The organism is Acidovorax sp. AC410, assembly GCF_979253235.1.
In genome coordinates this window covers 1,087,107-1,105,000 of sequence record NZ_CEEDCG010000001.1, presented here as the reverse complement: position 1 = coordinate 1,105,000, position 17,894 = coordinate 1,087,107, and the positions used below count along the sequence as shown (strand labels likewise).

General features: G+C 64.6%; 14 protein-coding genes and 2 rRNA genes (1 of these 16 only partly in view). 12 read left to right on the top strand and 4 right to left on the bottom strand.

The window, feature by feature from the left end; translation table 11 throughout:
- The 3 genes from AC0IZS_RS05050 to AC0IZS_RS05040 all read left to right on the top strand — a co-directional run.
- A 23S ribosomal RNA gene (locus AC0IZS_RS05050) occupies positions 1-2,293 on the top strand (it extends 586 nt beyond the left edge of the window).
- A gap of 130 nt (positions 2,294-2,423) precedes the next feature.
- Positions 2,424-2,536 (top strand): 5S ribosomal RNA (rrf, locus tag AC0IZS_RS05045).
- Between the two features lie 241 nt (positions 2,537-2,777).
- The gene (locus AC0IZS_RS05040; RefSeq protein WP_471634647.1) at positions 2,778-3,218 is read left to right on the top strand and encodes a YciI family protein; all 441 of its coding nucleotides are present in this window, start codon (positions 2,778-2,780) and stop codon (positions 3,216-3,218) included.
- Positions 3,219-3,328: 110 nt separating this feature from the next.
- On the opposite strand, the gene AC0IZS_RS05035 is transcribed toward AC0IZS_RS05040, so the two are convergent.
- On the bottom strand, positions 3,329-4,444 hold the full coding sequence (locus AC0IZS_RS05035; RefSeq protein WP_471634646.1) for an MBL fold metallo-hydrolase: 1,116 nt from the start codon (positions 4,442-4,444) through the stop codon (positions 3,329-3,331).
- Between the two features lie 115 nt (positions 4,445-4,559).
- Between AC0IZS_RS05035 and AC0IZS_RS05030 the strand changes: the two genes are divergently transcribed.
- From AC0IZS_RS05030 to AC0IZS_RS04990, 9 genes are all read left to right on the top strand, one after another.
- Positions 4,560-4,955 carry a MerR family transcriptional regulator gene (locus AC0IZS_RS05030; protein ID WP_179683315.1) on the top strand — a complete coding sequence of 132 codons (396 nt, stop codon included), beginning with the start codon at positions 4,560-4,562 and terminating at the stop codon, positions 4,953-4,955.
- 54 nt (positions 4,956-5,009) lie between these two features.
- Positions 5,010-5,471 carry a PaaI family thioesterase gene (locus tag AC0IZS_RS05025; protein ID WP_471634645.1) on the top strand — a complete coding sequence of 154 codons (462 nt, stop codon included), beginning with the start codon at positions 5,010-5,012 and terminating at the stop codon, positions 5,469-5,471.
- A 47-nt stretch (positions 5,472-5,518) separates the two neighbouring features.
- Entirely contained in the window at positions 5,519-6,709 is a 1,191-nt protein-coding gene (locus AC0IZS_RS05020; protein WP_305742312.1) for an isovaleryl-CoA dehydrogenase, read from the top strand.
- Positions 6,710-6,750: 41 nt separating this feature from the next.
- A complete protein-coding gene (can, locus tag AC0IZS_RS05015; protein WP_471634644.1) occupies positions 6,751-7,410 on the top strand; it encodes a carbonate dehydratase in 660 nt (219 codons plus the stop codon).
- 38 nt (positions 7,411-7,448) lie between these two features.
- On the top strand, positions 7,449-9,251 hold the full coding sequence (gene aceK, locus AC0IZS_RS05010) for a bifunctional isocitrate dehydrogenase kinase/phosphatase (RefSeq protein WP_471634643.1): 1,803 nt from the start codon (positions 7,449-7,451) through the stop codon (positions 9,249-9,251).
- Positions 9,252-9,327: 76 nt separating this feature from the next.
- Positions 9,328-10,512, top strand: a complete 1,185-nt coding sequence (locus tag AC0IZS_RS05005; protein ID WP_471634642.1) for an acetyl-CoA C-acyltransferase — start codon at positions 9,328-9,330, stop codon at positions 10,510-10,512.
- A 71-nt stretch (positions 10,513-10,583) separates the two neighbouring features.
- Complete coding sequence (locus AC0IZS_RS05000; RefSeq protein WP_471634641.1) at positions 10,584-11,624, top strand: DUF695 domain-containing protein; 1,041 nt, start codon at positions 10,584-10,586, stop codon at positions 11,622-11,624.
- Positions 11,625-11,655: 31 nt separating this feature from the next.
- Positions 11,656-12,324, top strand: coding sequence for an SDR family oxidoreductase (locus AC0IZS_RS04995; protein ID WP_471634640.1), 669 nt, complete (start codon positions 11,656-11,658; stop codon positions 12,322-12,324).
- 55 nt (positions 12,325-12,379) lie between these two features.
- The gene (locus AC0IZS_RS04990; RefSeq protein ID WP_471634639.1) at positions 12,380-13,510 is read left to right on the top strand and encodes an acyl-CoA dehydrogenase family protein; all 1,131 of its coding nucleotides are present in this window, start codon (positions 12,380-12,382) and stop codon (positions 13,508-13,510) included.
- A 10-nt stretch (positions 13,511-13,520) separates the two neighbouring features.
- Here AC0IZS_RS04990 and AC0IZS_RS04985 read toward each other — a convergent pair whose 3' ends face one another.
- Genes AC0IZS_RS04985 through AC0IZS_RS04975 form a run of 3 tightly spaced genes read right to left on the bottom strand, consistent with a single transcriptional unit; the run spans position 13,521 to position 17,809 of the window.
- The gene (locus tag AC0IZS_RS04985; protein WP_471634638.1) at positions 13,521-15,296 is read right to left on the bottom strand and encodes an ATP-binding protein; all 1,776 of its coding nucleotides are present in this window, start codon (positions 15,294-15,296) and stop codon (positions 13,521-13,523) included.
- A 21-nt stretch (positions 15,297-15,317) separates the two neighbouring features.
- Positions 15,318-17,144, bottom strand: a complete 1,827-nt coding sequence (locus AC0IZS_RS04980; RefSeq protein ID WP_471634637.1) for a sensor histidine kinase — start codon at positions 17,142-17,144, stop codon at positions 15,318-15,320.
- A complete protein-coding gene (locus AC0IZS_RS04975) occupies positions 17,144-17,809 on the bottom strand; it encodes a LuxR C-terminal-related transcriptional regulator (RefSeq protein ID WP_471634636.1) in 666 nt (221 codons plus the stop codon). The genes AC0IZS_RS04980 and AC0IZS_RS04975 overlap by 1 nt, the downstream gene beginning before the upstream one ends.
- Positions 17,810-17,894 lie beyond the last annotated feature (85 nt).

Below are 17,894 nucleotides of genomic sequence, written 5' to 3'. Positions count from 1 at the left end.
TCAGTGGCAAGGTTAACCGAATAGGGAAGCCGTAGAGAAATCGAGTCCGAATAGGGCGAATCAGTCGCTGGGTGTAGACCCGAAACCAAGTGATCTATCCATGGCCAGGATGAAGGTGCCGTAACAGGTACTGGAGGTCCGAACCGACTAGTGTTGCAAAACTAGCGGATGAGCTGTGGATAGGGGTGAAAGGCTAAACAAACTTGGAAATAGCTGGTTCTCTCCGAAAACTATTTAGGTAGTGCCTCAAGTATTACCGTCGGGGGTAGAGCACTGTTTAGGCTAGGGGGTCATGGCGACTTACCAAACCTATGCAAACTCCGAATACCGACGAGTACAGCTTGGGAGACAGAGCACCGGGTGCTAACGTCCGGACTCAAGAGGGAAACAACCCAGACCGCCAGCTAAGGTCCCTAAAATTGGCTAAGTGGGAAACGAAGTGGGAAGGCTAAAACAGTCAGGATGTTGGCTTAGAAGCAGCCATCATTTAAAGAAAGCGTAATAGCTCACTGATCGAGTCGTCCTGCGCGGAAGATGTAACGGGGCTAAGCCAGTTACCGAAGCTGCGGATGTGCAATTTATTGCACGTGGTAGGAGAGCGTTCTGTAGGCCTGTGAAGGTGTCTGGTAACGGATGCTGGAGGTATCAGAAGTGCGAATGCTGACATGAGTAGCGTTAAAGGGGGTGAAAAGCCCCCTCGCCGTAAGCGCAAGGTTTTCTACGCAACGTTCATCGGCGTAGAGTGAGTCGGCCCCTAAGGCGAGGCAGAGATGCGTAGCTGATGGGAAACAGGTCAATATTCCTGTACCGATCAATAGTGCGATGTGGGGACGGAGAAGGTTAGCTCAGCCAACTGTTGGATATGTTGGTTCAAGCCTGTAGTCGTGCCTGGTAGGCAAATCCGCCGGGCTTAGATGAGGGGTGATAACGAGTCTGCTTGCAGACGAAGTGAGTGATACCCTGCTTCCAGGAAAAGCCACTAAGCTTCAGCTATTGACGACCGTACCGCAAACCGACACTGGTGCGCGAGATGAGTATTCTAAGGCGCTTGAGAGAACTCAGGAGAAGGAACTCGGCAAATTGATACCGTAACTTCGGGAGAAGGTATGCCCCAAGTAGGTGAACTCGAACAGAGGGAGCCCAACGGGGTTGCAAAAAATCGGTGGCTGCGACTGTTTAATAAAAACACAGCACTCTGCAAACACGAAAGTGGACGTATAGGGTGTGACGCCTGCCCGGTGCTGGAAGATTAAATGATGGGGTGCAAGCTCTTGATTGAAGTCCCAGTAAACGGCGGCCGTAACTATAACGGTCCTAAGGTAGCGAAATTCCTTGTCGGGTAAGTTCCGACCTGCACGAATGGCGTAACGATGGCCACACTGTCTCCTCCTGAGACTCAGCGAAGTTGAAATGTTTGTGATGATGCAATCTCCCCGCGGAAAGACGGAAAGACCCCATGAACCTTTACTGTAGCTTTGTATTGGACTTTGAACAGATCTGTGTAGGATAGGTGGGAGGCTTTGAAGTGATGTCGCTAGATGTCATGGAGCCAACGTTGAAATACCACCCTGGTGTGTTTGAGGTTCTAACCTAGGTCCATTATCTGGATCGGGGACAGTGCATGGTAGGCAGTTTGACTGGGGCGGTCTCCTCCCAAAGCGTAACGGAGGAGTTCGAAGGTACGCTAGTTACGGTCGGACATCGTGACGATAGTGCAATGGCATAAGCGTGCTTAACTGCGAGACTGACAAGTCGAGCAGATGCGAAAGCAGGACATAGTGATCCGGTGGTTCTGTATGGAAGGGCCATCGCTCAACGGATAAAAGGTACTCTGGGGATAACAGGCTGATACCGCCCAAGAGTTCATATCGACGGCGGTGTTTGGCACCTCGATGTCGGCTCATCTCATCCTGGGGCTGTAGCCGGTCCCAAGGGTATGGCTGTTCGCCATTTAAAGAGGTACGTGAGCTGGGTTTAAAACGTCGTGAGACAGTTTGGTCCCTATCTTCCGTGGGCGCTGCAGATTTGAGGAAGCCTGCTCCTAGTACGAGAGGACCGGAGTGGACACACCTCTGGTGTATCGGTTGTCACGCCAGTGGCATTGCCGAGTAGCTAAGTGTGGAAGAGATAACCGCTGAAAGCATCTAAGCGGGAAACTCGTTTCAAGATGAGATCTGCCGGGGCCTTGAGCCCCCTAAAGAGTCGTTCAAGACCAGGACGTTGATAGGTCAGGTGTGGAAGCGCAGTAATGCGTTAAGCTAACTGATACTAATTGCTCGTGAGGCTTGACCCTATAACTTTGATAGCGCGTAATGTGCTTCGAAGATTGTTATGCCAAGTTGACGCAGTCAAAACACATAAAATCTGATTCCACTCTATGAATTCGTTGTGTTGCTCCCAGAGCAGCGCGACACCCAGTTATGCCTGATGACCATAGCAAGTTGGTACCACTCCTTCCCATCCCGAACAGGACAGTGAAACGACTTTGCGCCGATGATAGTGCGGGTTCCCGTGTGAAAGTAGGTCATCGTCAGGCTCTTACAGCCCCAAATCCCCTCAGTCCCCAAAGGACTGGGGGGTTTTGCGTTTGGGGATGCGAAAATGCAGCCAGGCCCGCCAGAGGCCACACGCAAAGGCCACTTCCGCAGCCGCCTGCGCATGCAACTGCTTTGGGCACACAATCTGTGTGATTCCTTGTCGAAATCAAAGCCCCTGGCTCGTCGTATCGACAGAGCCTGCAGCTCTGACACTTCCACAAACACCCCAAGGAGATGGCGATGCGATTCATGGTACTGATCAAGGCCGATGCCAACAGCGAGGCCGGCGTGATGCCCAGCGAGACATTGCTGGCCGAGATGGGCCAGTTCAACGAGGAACTGGTCAAGGCGGGCGTGATGCAAGCGGGTGAGGGATTGCACCCGAGTTCCAAGGGGGCACGCGTGCGCTTCTCGGGCAAAGCACGGCAAGTGATCGACGGGCCTTTCGCCGAGACCAAAGAGCTGATTGCCGGCTTCTGGATCTGGAAGTGCGCGTCGCTGCAAGAGGCCATCGACTGGGTCAAGCGCTGCCCCAATCCGATGCTGGGCGAATCAGAGGTCGAGATCCGCCAGGTCTTCGAGGCCGAGGACTTCGGCACGGAGTTCACCCCGGAGCTGCGGGCCCAGGAAGATCGCCTGCGCACACAGATCGAAGAGCAACAGCGGCAGCAGGACGCTTGAGTCAATGGGCCGCCATGCCCGTGACTCGGCTGGCGATTGGCCGCAATTGCCGCTTTGAACGCGTCAGTTGTCTGCAGATGGCTGCATGACCGGGGAGAAGCAGGAATCCCTCAATCGACGAGGCTCGCCGTGGCCTCGTGGAATTCAGCGGCCGGCGCCTGCACTGGCGCGAAGCGATACACGCCCGCGCTGTCCATGCAGCGGTCCAGGCGTCCATCGAGCCACAGCAGATGCAGGTGGGCCAGCGCCTCGCCGAGAGCGAAAGTCATCTGGTGCGCATCCAGGGGGCGCTTGAACATCACCGGCAGCACATCGGTGGCCGACAGGGGCGCTGTGCGGCTGGCGTCGATGATCTCCTGCAGGCGCTCCCGGTGGTGATCCTGCAACTGCGCGACCCGCACATGCAGGCCCGTGAAGGGCTTGCCGTGGGAGGGAAGCGTCATCGTCCCGGCCGGCAGCTCCAGATAGCGCGTGATCGAGCTGAGGAACAGCCGCAGCGGATCGGCTTCGGGCTCGCCCGCGTGTACGCTCACGTTGGTGGAGATGCGTGGCAGCACCATGTCGCCGCTGATCAGGACCGACAGTTCGGGGCAGTGCAGGGCGATGTGCTCCGGCGCATGGCCGTAGCCGCTGATGCAGTTCCATCTGCGCCCGCCGATCTCGATGGCATCGCCATCCATCATGCGCCGGTAGGTGGTGGGCAGGTCCGGCACCAGCGAGTGGTAGTAGGAGCCGCGCCCCTGCACATGGCTGAGGAACGCTTCGTCGCGCGCACCGTGCGAGAGGTAGAAGTCGGCCCCGGCTTCACCGCTGAAGCCGTCGCGGCTGCTGATGGCCGCGCGCGCGGCATAGTAGTCGGTGGCGCTGATCCACAGGCGCGCATCCCAGCGTGCGCACAGCCAGTGCGCCAGGCCGATGTGGTCGGGGTGCATGTGCGTCACGATCACGCGCAGCACGGGCAGGCCGTCCAGGCTGGAGGCGAACACGCCCTCCCACTGCGCGCGCGTAAGCGGGTTGTCGATGCAGCAGTCCACCACCGTCCAGCCGTCCACCAGGGTGTTGCCCACGCGCTGGCGGTCGCGCAGCAGCCACAGATTGATGTGGTCCAGCGCAAACGGCAGGCCCATGCGGATCCAGCGCACCCCTGGGGCCACGTCCATCGCCACCCCCGGCTCTGGAAGGGTGTCGCCCATCGGGTAGGTGATTTGGTGTTCGAGGGGGTTCATGCGGTGCCTGCTTGGGTTAGCATTGACGTTAACGTAAACGTCAGATTCACTGCATTGTAGGGACGGTTCGCGAAGCGACTGTCGCCAGTGCGAAACCTGCATTCCCCTGCACCCCATGGCCACCTCCTACACCATCAGTGACCTCGCCAAAGAGTTCGACCTCACGACGCGCGCCATGCGCTTCTACGAAGACATGGGGCTGCTGCAACCCGAGCGCACCGGCCCGGCCGGGCGCAACCGCATGTACAGCGCGCGCGACCGCACGCGGCTGCGACTGACCCTGCGCGCCAAGCGCCTGGGCCTGTCGCTGACCGAGGCCAAGGAGATCATCGATCTCTACGACAGTCCGCGCGACACGGGCGCGCAACTGCGCAAATTCCTCGAGGTGCTGGGCGTGCACCGCAAGCAGTTGGAGGAGCAGTTGGCGGACCTTCAGGCCAACCTGGAAGAGGTGGAAGAGCACGAGCAGGAGGCCCGGGCACTGCTCGACAAGGTAGAACAGCAAAAATAAGCCATAATTGACGTTTACGTAAACGTCAATCAAATTTCCTTCCAGGAACCTGCCGTGACCAGCCCAGCTTTCGAGGTGAGAAGTCCGCGCTATGCGGACCGCGTGAGAGACAGTTTTGCGTTGCAGGGCGCCATGCAGACGCTGGGTGCGCGCCTGGCCCGCATCGAGCCGGGTGCGGTGGACATCGAGTTTGATTGGGCTGTCAGCCTCACGCAGCAGCATGGTTTCCTGCATGCCGGCATGGTCGCCACAGCGCTCGATTCCGCCTGCGGCTATGCGGGGTTCACTTTGATGGGCGACGATGCGTCAGTGCTCACCATCGAATTCAAGGTCAACCTGCTGGCCCCCGCCCAGGGCGAGCGCTTTCGCATGGAAGGCCGGGTGCTCAAGCCCGGCCGCACCATTACCGTGACCGAGGGGCGTGCCTATGCCCTGGGCGCCCAGGGCGACAAGCTGGTGGCCACCATGGGCTGCACACTGATGGCCGTGACCGGCCGCGACAACATCCGTAACTGAGACGTTCGTACCCCGAATCCGCATTACTTCCTACGAGGAGACAAACCATGAGCATCCCTGCCAACCTGCCCGGCCTGAACTTCCAACTGGGCGAAGACATCGACGCCCTGCGCGACGCCGTGCGCGACTTCGCCCAGGCCGAGATCGCGCCGCGTGCCGCCGAGATCGACCACAACGACCAGTTCCCCATGGACCTGTGGCGCAAGATGGGCGAGCTCGGGGTGCTGGGCATCACCGTACCCGAGCAGTACGGCGGCGCCGCCATGGGCTACCTGGCGCACATGGTGGCCATGGAGGAAATCTCGCGTGCCAGCGCCTCCGTGGGCCTGTCCTACGGCGCGCACAGCAACCTGTGCGTGAACCAGATCAACCGCAACGGCAGCGAAGCGCAAAAGGCCAAGTACCTGCCCAAGCTGATCAGTGGTGAGCATGTGGGTGCGCTGGCCATGAGCGAGCCGGGCGCCGGCTCCGACGTGATCAGCATGAAGCTCAAGGCCGAGGACAAGGGCGGCTACTACCTGCTCAACGGCAGCAAGATGTGGATCACCAACGGCCCCGACGCCGACACCCTGGTGGTCTATGCCAAGACCGAGCCCGAGCTGGGCGCACGCGGCGTCACGGCCTTCCTGATCGAAAAGGGCATGCCCGGCTTCAGCGTGGCGCAAAAGCTCGACAAGCTGGGCATGCGCGGCAGCCACACGGGCGAGCTGGTGTTCAACAACGTCGAAGTGCCCGCCTCGCAGATCCTGGGTGGCCTGAACCAGGGCGCCAAGGTGCTCATGAGCGGGCTGGACTACGAGCGCGCGGTATTGACCGGAGGCCCCCTGGGGATCATGCAGTCGGTGATGGACAACGTCATCCCTTACATTCACGACCGCAAGCAGTTCGGCCAGAGCATCGGCGAATTCCAGCTCATCCAGGGCAAGGTGGCCGACATGTACACCGTGCTCCAGGCGGGGCGCTCGTTTGCCTACACCGTGGCCAAGAACCTGGACATGCTGGGAACCGACCATGTGCGCCAGGTTCGCAAGGACTGCGCCAGCGTCATTCTCTGGTGTGCCGAGAAGGCCACCTGGATGGCGGGCGAGGGCGTGCAGATCTTCGGCGGCAACGGTTACATCAACGAGTACCCCCTGGGGCGCCTGTGGCGTGATGCCAAGCTGTACGAGATCGGTGCGGGAACGAGCGAAATCCGCCGCATGCTGATTGGCCGGGAGCTGTTTGCCGAGACCTGCTGAACCTGCGGGCCGATTCCACCTATTTTGAGAGCTGAGACCACATGCCCACATCCATCGAAGACCTGTTTGTCCACAACCGCGCCTGGGCGGCCCAGATGGAGCGTGAACGCCCTGGCTTCTTCACCGGCCTGCTGGCGCAACAAAAGCCCAAGTACATGTGGATCGGCTGCTCCGACAGCCGCGTGCCCGCCAACCAGATCACCGGGCTGGAGCCGGGCGAAGTGTTCGTACACCGCAACGTGGCCAACGTGGTGGTGCCCACCGACCTCAACTGCCTGTCCACCATCCAGTACGCGGTGGACCAGTTGCACATCGAGCACCTCATGGTCGTGGGCCACTACGGCTGCGGCGGCGTGCTGGCCGCGCTGGAGGGCACGCGCGTGGGCCTGGCCGACAACTGGATCCGCCATGTGCAGGACGTGCGCGACCGCCACCGTGAGCTGATCGCCGCCACCGCACCCGAGTGGCGCCACGATGTGCTGTGCGAGCTCAACGCCATCGAGCAGGTGGTCAACATCGCGCAGACCACGGTGATGCTCGACGCCTGGGGCCGCGGCGACAAGGTCACCCTGCACGGCTGGTGCTACGGCCTCAAAGACGGGCTCATCAACGACCTGCACATGACCATTGCCGGTACCGAGGGCCTCGACTCGCTCTACAAGGCCGCCATTGCCGGCGTGGCCGCCACCCGGCGGGGCTGAGCCCACAGGCCCCCTGCAGGATCGGTAGGCACAAGCCCATGTTCCCGCAACGACTCGACGCGCCCCAGGCGTACGACATCGCCAAGGCGATGATGGACGGCTTCAACCGCCATTACCGCCTGTTCCGCACCGAGTCCGCGCGGGCCAAGCACCGCTTCGAAACCGCCGACTGGCATGGCCAGCAGCGCGCCCAGCGCGAGCGCATCGAGTTCTACGACCTGCGCGTCAAGGAATGCGTGCGCCGGCTGGAGAAGGAATACGACGCCGGCACCCAGCCCATGGACGTCTGGCACCAGGTCAAGCTGCACTACATCGGCCTCTTGGTCAACCACCACCAGCCCGAACTGGCCGAGACCTTCTTCAACTCGGTGACCTGCAAGATCCTGCACCGCACGCACTTCCACAACGACTTCATCTTCGTGCGGCCCGCGGTCAGCACCGAGTACATCGAAAACGAAGAGCCGGCCGCCCGGCCCACCTACCGCGCCTACTACCCCTCGCGCGAGAGCCTGCACGGCACGCTCACCCGCATCATCGACAACTTCCAGCTGCAGGGCGAATTCGCCGACCTGCCGCGCGATACCGGCCATGTGCTGCGCGCCATGCAAAGCCGCCTGGACAAGGTGCGCCTGCGCGCGAACTTCCAGATCCAGGTGCTGGCCAGCCTGTTCTTTCGCAACAAGGGCGCTTACGTGGTGGGCAAGATCATCAACGGCTTCAACGAAGTACCGTTCGCCCTGCCCATCCTGCACGACGGCGACGGCCGGCTCACCATCGACGCGGCCCTGTTCGGCGAGGACGATCTGCAGATGCTGTTCAGCTTTGCGCGCGCCTACTTCATGGTGGACATGGAAATCCCGAGCGCCTACGTGCAGTTCCTGCGCAGCCTCATGCCGCGCAAGCCGCGTGCCGAGATCTACAACGCCCTGGGCCTGGCCAAGCAGGGCAAGACGCTGTTCTACCGCGACTTCCTCTACCACCTCAAGCACTCGAGCGACCGCTTTCGCATCGCGCCCGGCATCAAGGGCATGGTCATGCTGGTGTTCGACCTGCCGTCCTTCCCTTTCGTGTTCAAGCTCATCAAGGACTTCTTCCCGCACCAGAAGGAGACCACGCGCGAGCAGATCAAGGCCAAGTACCTGCTGGTCAAGCAGCACGACCGCGTGGGGCGCATGGCCGATACGCTCGAATACAGCGAGGTGGCCTTTCCGCGCGACCGCTTCGACGACGAGCTGATTGCCGAGATCCAGAAGTTCGCGGAGAGCCAGCTCGAAATCAGCGACCGCGATGGCGATGGCCAGACCGAGGTCATCATCAAGCACCTGTACATCGAGCGGCGCATGATCCCGCTCAACATCTACCTGCAGGAGGCCTTCGACACCGGCCTTTCGGACAACCGCGCGCGCCAGCAGATGGAACACAGCGTCATCGAGTACGGCAACGCCATCAAGGACCTGGTGGCCGCCAACATCTTCCCCGGCGACATGCTGTGGAAGAACTTCGGCGTCACGCGCAACGGCAAGGTCGTGTTCTACGACTACGACGAGATCGAATACCTCACCGACTGCAACTTTCGCCGTGTACCCACGCCGCGCAACGAGGAAGAAGAGATGAGCGGCGAGGTCTGGTACGCCGTGGGCCCGCGCGACGTGTTCCCCGAGACCTTCGGCCCCTTCCTGCTGGGCAACGATGCCGTGCGCGCTGTGTTCATGCAGCACCACGCCGACCTGCTGGACGCCGCGTTCTGGCAGTCGCACAAGGAACGCATCCAGGCGGGCCATGTGTACGACGTGTTTCCCTACGACACGGACCGCCGCTTCACGGGCGCCCCGCGGGACTGACGGGCCAGTCCCTGCACCCCCTGGCATCCCACCGCAACCCTAGCGATTCACCCCCCACCTTTCAGGAGACAACACCATGAACCAGGATCCCATCGTCATCGTCGGCGCCGCACGCACCCCCATGGGCTCGCTGCAGGGCGACTTTTCCAGCCTGTCGGCCCATGACCTGGGCGGCGCCGCCATCAAGGCCGCCATGGAGCGCGCCGGTGTCTCGCCCGACGCCGTGGGCGAGGTGCTGTTCGGCAACTGCCTGATGGCCGGCCAGGGCCAGGCGCCCGCGCGCCAGGCGGCTTTCAAGGGCGGCCTGCCCAAGGGCGCGGGTGCGGTCACCTTGTCCAAGATGTGCGGCTCGGGCATGAAGGCCGCCATGATGGCGCACGACATGCTGCTGGCCGGCACGCATGACGTGATGGTGGCCGGCGGCATGGAGAGCATGACCAACGCCCCCTACCTGCTGCAAAAGGGCCGCGGCGGCTACCGCCTGGGCCATGACCGCATCTTCGACCACATGATGCTCGACGGCCTGGAAGATGCCTACGAGGCCGGCCGCTCCATGGGCACCTTTGGCGAAGACTGCGCTGCCAAGTACCAGTTCACGCGCGAGCAGCAGGACGCATTCGCCACCGCCAGTGTGCAGCGCGCCAAGGCCGCCACCGAGTCCGGCGCGTTCGCAGCCGAGATCGTGCCCGTCACCGTCAAGACCCGTGCGGGCGAGACCGTGGTGTCGGTCGACGAAGGCCCGGGCAAGGTCAAGCTCGAGAAGATCGCCGGCCTGAAACCCGCCTTCAAGAAGGACGGCACCATCACCGCCGCGTCGAGCTCCAGCATCAACGACGGTGCCGCCGCGCTGGTGATGATGCGCGAATCCACCGCGAAGAAGCTCGGCTGCAAGCCCATCGCCCGCGTCGTGAGCCATGCCACGCATGCGCAGGAGCCCGAGTGGTTCGCCACTGCCCCCCTGGGCGCCACCCAGAAGGCGCTGGCCAAGGCCGGCTGGGCTGTGGGCGATGTGCAGCTGTGGGAGATCAACGAAGCCTTCGCCGTGGTGCCCATGGCGCTGATGAAGGAACTCGACCTGCCGCACAACAAGGTCAACGTGAACGGCGGCGCCTGCGCCCTGGGCCACCCCATCGGCGCCAGCGGCGCGCGCATCATGGTCACGCTGATCCATGCGCTCAAGGCCCGGGGCCTCACCAAGGGCCTGGCCACGCTGTGCATCGGCGGCGGCGAGGCCACGGCCATGGCGCTGGAACTGGTCTGATTGCGGCCCACCACATTCAGCCAACAATAGCGACTTCACCACCACCATCCTCCGCCCCGGAGCACGCTGCCATGGAATCCAGCACCGCCGCCATCACCGCCTTCTGGCGCGAGTTCGCCGACTCCGAGGGGGCCTTGCACGCGATGCCGCTGCGCGAACGGGTCGAGGAGGGCAATGCACTGCTGGAGCGTCACCTGGAAGGCCTGGCGCTGGAGATGTCCGGTGGCGACCAGGATGCGGTGGTGGACCTGATCGTCACAGCCCACGGCAGCATCGACCGCTTTCCCCTGCTGATGCAGGTGGTGGCCGCCGCGCCCAGGCTGCAGCACCACGCCCTGCGGGCGTTCCGCGAGCGCACGCAGCAGCCGGACTTTCCCATCGGCATGGACAGCTTCGAGCTGTCCACCTCCGAGGTGCTGATCACCTGCAGCCAGGACGACGGGCAGGCCGCGCTCGAGATCCGTTTTGGCCGCGAAATCCCGCAGGACTTCCAGGACCACGCGCGCAACATGGCCTTCATCATGATCGACCACGTGCTGGGCGAGTACGACTTTGCCGTGAAGGTCGGTGCCGTGGACTTCGTGGATGAGTCTGCGGACCCGGATGCCGAGTGGACCCCGCTCAGCCTGCTGCCCCCCGTGTTCGATCGCTACTGGAGCGAGACCCTGGGGCGCACCGGCGACTTCCCCGTGGGCGAGCATGAGTGGGAGGGCCTGACCCTGGCCTTTGCTGGGTCGGACGACCAGGAGGCTGGCGAGTCGCAGGACACGGCCATCGTCATGGTCAACCGCAGCGCCAACCCCGTCGCCATGCGCGCCGATCTGGCCTATGCCCTCACCCTGGACCTGGCCGTGGGCGACCGCGGCGAACTCGAAGCCGTGCAGGACCTGCACGACCAGGCGGCCACGCTGCTCGAGCTGCCGCAACTGGGCATCCTGGCCTACACCATGAGCCGCAACGGGCGCCGCAAGGCCGTGTACTACGTGGGCGACGAGCAACTGGCCAAGCAGACCCTGGCGCCGCTGCTGCTGCGCGACGAGGCCGCATCGCTGGAGCTCTCGACCACCTTCGATCCTGCGTGGTCCGGCTACTTCGAGTTCGCCGTCCACTGACCGATTCTTGACCCGACAAGGACAACTTCCCATGGCTACCATACTCGTCATTGGCGCATCGCGCGGCATCGGCCTGGAGCTGGTGCGCCAGTACACCGAAGCGGGGGAGCGCGTGATCGCCACCGCGCGCGACGATGCGGGGCGCGCACGCCTGCAGGCGCTGGGCGCACAGGTGCTCACGGTGGACGTGGCCAACCCTGCCAGCGTGAGCGGCCTGACCTGGCTGCTCGACGGCGAGAAGATCGACCTGGCGCTGTACGTTGCGGGGGTGCTGCGGCGGCCCAATGCACTGACGCCGCCCACGCAGCAGGACTTCGATGCGGTCATGCACACCAACGTGCTGGGCGCCATGCAGGCCATCCCGCAGGTGGCACCGATGGTGGCGGATGCACAGGGGGTGTTTGCCTTCGTGTCCTCCTCCATGTCCCAGATCGGCAGCGTGGACGACAGCGAGTCATGGCTGTACCGCACCAGCAAGGCCGCGCTCAACATGGCCGTGGCCTCGGCCCAGCACGACTACCCGGGCGCCACCCTCATCACCATCGACCCTGGCTGGGTGCAGACCGAGATGGGCGGCGGTGAAGCGCCACTCACGGTGCAGGACAGCGTGAGTGGCATGCGTACGACGCTGGCCGGCGTGACCGCAGCCGACAGGGGCTGCCTGCTGCACCACGATGGCCGGCGTGCGGCGCACTGGTAGCCAACTGCCCTCCCCCTTTTTTCATGCATTCAAAAGACGAGATTCCGGAGACACCATGCTGCTGACCCAAGACCAGGAAATGATCCGCGACGCCGTGCGCGATTTTGCCCAAGAACAGCTGTGGCCCCATGCGGCCCGCTGGGACAAGGAGCACCACTTTCCCAAGGAGGCGCACCAGGGCCTGGCCGCACTGGGCGCCTACGGCATCTGCGTGCCTGAAGAGCTGGGCGGCGCCAACCTCGACTACGTGACCCTGGCCCTGGTGCTCGAAGAAATCGCCGCGGGCGACGGTGGCACCAGCACGGCGATCAGCGTCACCAACTGCCCCGTCAACGCCATCCTCATGCGCTATGGCAATGCGCAGCAAAAAAAGGACTGGCTCACGCCGCTGGCCCAGGGCCGCATGCTGGGCGCCTTCTGCCTGACCGAGCCGCATGTGGGGTCCGACGCCTCTGCGCTGCGCACCAGCGCCGTGCGCCAGGGCGATGAATACGTGATCAACGGCGTCAAGCAGTTCATCACCAGCGGCAAGAACGGCCAGATGGCCATCGTCATCGCAGTGACCGACAAGGGCGCGGGCAAGAAGGGCATGAGCGCCTTCCTCGTGCCCACCGACAACCCCGGCTACGTGGTGGCACGGCTCGAAGACAAGCTGGGCCAGCACAGCAGCGACACGGCGCAGATCAACTTCGACAACTGCCGCATTCCGGCCGAAAACCTGATTGGCGCCGAGGGAGAGGGCTACAAGATCGCGCTCGGTGCGCTCGAAGGCGGGCGCATCGGTATTGCTGCGCAGAGCGTGGGCATGGCGCGCAGCGCCTTCGATGCGGCGCTGGCCTACTCCAAGGAGCGCGAGAGCTTCGGCACCGCCATCTTCAACCACCAGGCCGTGGGCTTTCGCCTGGCCGAATGCGCCACGCAGATCGAGGCCGCGCGCCAGCTCATCTGGCATGCCGCCGCGCTGCGCGATGCGGGCCGCCCTTGCCTCAAGGAGGCGGCCATGGCCAAGCTGTTCGCCAGCGAGATGGCCGAGCGGGTCTGCAGCGCCGCCATCCAGACCCTGGGCGGCTACGGCGTGGTGAACGACTTTCCGGTGGAGCGCATCTACCGCGACGTGCGCGTGTGCCAGATCTATGAAGGCACGAGCGACGTGCAGAAGATCATCATCCAGCGGGCACTGGCCTGAGCCAACACCGTCAGGCGCCGGTGGGCCGCAGCCACTGCGCCAGCAGGGCATGCAGCGTGTCGGCATCCACGGGCTTGCGCAGCACCAGGTAGCCCTGGGCGTCGGCCTCCTGCAATTCGGGCGCATCGAACTCGCCGCTGACCATGGCGCCGTGCGCGTCGGGGCATCGCTCCAGCAGGGCCCGCAGCACCTCGAAGCCGCTTTCGCCCGAGCGCAGCCGCTGGTCGCACAGGATGGCCTGCGGCGCGAACCCGGCTTCGATGTGGGCGAAGGCCTCGCGCGCGTTGGAGGCCAGGCGCACCTCCACCTCCCAGGTGCCGAGCAGGGCCGACCAGGCGCCGAGCACGTGCGGGTCATCGTCCAGCACCAGGCAACGCCCCTGCAGCAATCCGTAGCGTCCCTGCGCACCCATCGGCTCCAAGTGCTCGGCCAGCGGCGGCGCATCGGTGGCCGGCAGCTCGATCCAGAAGCACGATCCCTTTCCGAGCTGGGACTGGAGCCCCTGCCGCGCACCCATCAGCGCCACGCAGCGCGCCACCACCGCCAGGCCCAGGCCATGGCCGCTGCGGTGAATCTCCCACGCATGCCGCGGGCGGTAGAAGGCCTGGTAGATCTGGCCCTGCTCCTCCAGGGCCACCCCGACCCCGGTGTCCCACACCTCAATGCGCCAGTGCCTGCCGCGCCGCCGCGCGCCCACCAGCACCCCGCCGTGCGGCGTGTAGCGCAGCGCGTTGTGCACCAGGTTGGCCAGCGACTGGCGCACCAGCGCCGGGTCGGCCAGCACCGTGGCCTGGTGTGGCGGCCGGTGCAGGCGCAGGGCCAGGCGCCTGGCTCCGGCTTCTGCGCAGAACTGGGTCTGCAGGTCATCGAACAAAGCGGCCAATGCCACGGGTGCGGGCCGCAGTTCCACGGCGCCCGACTCGATGCGCGACAGGTCCAGCAGGGCATCGAACATGTGGCTCACTGAGCGCATGCTGAGCCGCCACTGCGTGAGCAGCCCTTCGAGCCGGGGGATGTCCCTGCCATGCAGGGCAATGGCCTCGGCCAGCAGGCCCATCGCATGCACGGGCTGGCGCAGGTCGTGCGCGGCGGTGCTCAGAAAGCGGTTCTTCTCCGCCAGCGCCGTCTCCGCTGCGGCGCTGGCCTGGCGGTAGCGTTCGGCCAGGTCCCGGCTGTGCTCTTCGAGTGCCACCTGGCGCACGAAGAAGCGGTGCGAGTGGATGGCACTGCGGTAGATCACCGCCATCATCACCAGGGCGATGGGCAGGGTGAAGTACCAGTGGCTCTCGAAGGCCCAGGGCATCATCACGAGGCTGCCGGTCATGCCGAAGAAGAAGGCGCGGTAGATCTGCCACGAGGCTGACATCTGGGCGGCGTGGACGGCTACCGTGCCCATCAGGGCGGCATATACCAGCAGCATGAAGTCATAGCTGGCACTGCCCATGGGCAATGCCACGGCCGATGCCAGCGCCACGCCATGGGCCAGTGCCAGCCGCTGCACCCGGGGCTGCCAGGTGGCAAGCAGCTCAGCGGGGGGGCTTTCGAGCTGCTCGCGCCGATAGCGGCGCAGCAGATGCCATGCGTACCACAGGGCCGGCAGGTACAGCGCGCCCCCGACGAAAAAGCCCCAGGGGTTTCCGCCCAGCCAGGCCAGCAGCCCTCCGAACAGAAAGCCCATGGCGGGCATGGCGGCCATGCTCAGGCGCAGGCGCGCAAAGGCGGCGGTCAGAAGCCGCAGGCGGCCTTCGTCGCTGGGCCTATGGGCGTCGAGCAGGTGTTCTGGCATGTCCGTGTGCAATGGGCCTTGTCAGCGACTGTACCGGGGCTCCAGCCACTGGGTCAGCACGGCATGCAGCCGGACCACGTCGAGCGGCTTGGGCAGCACCAGGTAGCCCTCGTTCTCGGCCTCTTGCAGCTCGGGCGAATGCAGTTCGCCGCTGACCATGGCGCCGTAGGCCTCGGGGCAGTGCGCCATCAGCGCACGCAGGATGTCGAAGCCGCTCTCGCCCGAGCGCAGGCGCTGGTCGCACAGGATGGCACGGGGGCGAAAGCCATCGTCCACCAGGTCCCAGGCCTCGCTGGCACAGCTGGCGAACCGGGCGTCGATGCCCCAGGCCTGCAACAGCGCCGACCAGGCGGCGGCCACCTGCGGGTCGTCGTCGATGACCAGGCAGGTGCCTGCCAGCGAACCCAGGTCGGGCCGACCACGGCCTTCGCCCGTGTCCCATGCCAGGCCCCGGTAGCGTGCCGCAGCGGCGTGGCTCTCGACCGGGGTGGCGCGGGGCAGGTGCAGCCAGAACCGCGATCCCCTGCCCAGGCGCGATGTCAGCCCATAGTCCGCACCCATGAGCTTGGCGCAACGTGCGACGACTGCGAGGCCCAGCCCATGGCCGTTGTTGTCCACGGTCCAGGCATGCTGCGGGCGGTAGAAGGGCGAGTAGATGCGCAGCTGGTCCTGCAGCGCCACGCCCACGCCGGTGTCCCAGACCTCGATCTGCCAGCCCCCGCGGCGCTGGCGCGCGGTGAGCAGCACGCCGCCGCGCACGGTGTAGCGCAGCGCGTTGTGCACCAGGTTCACGACCGACTGGCGCAGCAGGTCCGCGTCGGCCTGCACGGCGGCGTGAGGCCCCGGCGGGCGCACGCGCAGCCGCAGGCCACGCGTGCGCGCCTCCTCGCGAAAGAGCGTGAGCACGTCGTCGAAGAGCGCATCCAGCGCCACGGGCCCGGCATGCACGGCCACATGGCCGCCTTCGATGCGCGAAAGGTCCAGCAGCGAGTTGAACATCAGGTTCACCGAGTGCACGCTGCGCTGCAGGTCGGCCAGCGGCGCATCCAGGCTGCCATCGCGGTTGCGCCGTGCAATGGCTTCGGCCAGCAGGCCCATGGCATGCACGGGCTGGCGCAGGTCGTGTGCAGCGGTGCTCAGAAAGCGGTTCTTCTCTTCCAGTGCTGCCTGCGCCTCGTCACGCGCCGCCAGGTAGCGCGCCGCCATCTGCGCGCCGCGCTCCTCCAGCCGGATCTGCTGCACGAAGAAGCGGTGCGTCGTGTGTGCGTGGCGGTAGATGATCAGGCTGTGCAGCAGCGCCAGCGGCAGGATGAAATGCCAATGGTCCGGAAACAACCAGATCAGGAGGGGCAGCGATGCATTCCAGCCCGCCATGAACAAGCGCATGAACACGCTGAGCACGGGCGTCTGGAGTGTGGCATTGCCGACGATGATGGCGGCGTTGGTCACCAGCAGCAACAAGGCGAAGTCGTAACTCGCATGGCCAGCCACGATGGCCATCGGCGCGGTGATGCCCGCGCCGTGCAGCAGCGCACAGTGCTCGAGCCGGGGCTTCCACTTGCGTACCAGGGCATCCGCATCCAGGCGCCTGCGGTCGCGCAGGTGGATGCGGCGCTGCACGAACATCACCCCGGCGAAGAGGACGTAAAAGCAGCACCATGCCCACATCCACCGCGCGTCATGCGCCTGTGCATAGAACAGTGTGAGCGTCAATGCCAGCAGCGGCAGCACGAAGATGCTGGTGAGCAGGAGGCCAAAGGTCATCTCCAGCAGGCGGGCCCGCCCCTCCACGCTGATGGGGGCGTCGTCGGACCCGTCGGCCGGTGGTGCGGCCGCAGGCGAGGCCATCAGCCCGCAGGCCCGGCCAGCACCAGCCTGCGCCCGCGCAACTGGGTGATGGCCTCGATGCGGTTGCGCGCACCCAGGCGCTGCAGGATGGCGGTGACATGCTCCTTGACGGTGCTTTCCGACAGGGCCAGGTCCAGCGCGATGCGCTTGTTGGGCTGGCCCAGCAGTACCAGGGCGAGGATTTCTCCCTGGCGCGTGGACAGGCCCAGTTCGGCCGGGGTCACGGGCAGTTCGCGGCTGCGCAGCCCGCCGGGCTGCACGCGACCGGCCGGCACGAACCAGGTCAGGCCGCCCAGCAGCGCATGCACGGCCTGGGCAAAGGTGCCCGGGCTTTCCTGCTTGTGCAGGAAACCGTGCGCACCGCCCGCGCGGGCGCGCTCGCCCAGCAGCGGGTCGTCATCGCCGCTCATGACGGCAATGGCCGTGCCGGGGCAACTGGCCCGCAGCTGGGCGATCAGGCCGAGCGCTGCGCCTTCGACCAGCCAGAAGTCGATGAGGGCCAGCGCCGGTGCGCCGTGCGCGGCCACCTGCTGCAGACAGTCGGCGGCATCGGTCGCCAGCCGCACTTCCATGTCCGGGCGCAGCGAGCGCAGGAACTCGGCAACCCCGCGTGCCACCAGGGGGTGGTCGTCCAGGATGATGGCGTAGGGGGGCGTGGAAGGCATTCGGTGGTGGGTTACCCGCGGGCAGGGCAAATTCTGCCAAGTGTTCCGCAAGATGGGGGCGGCGCAAACCCTACCGGAGTAGGGT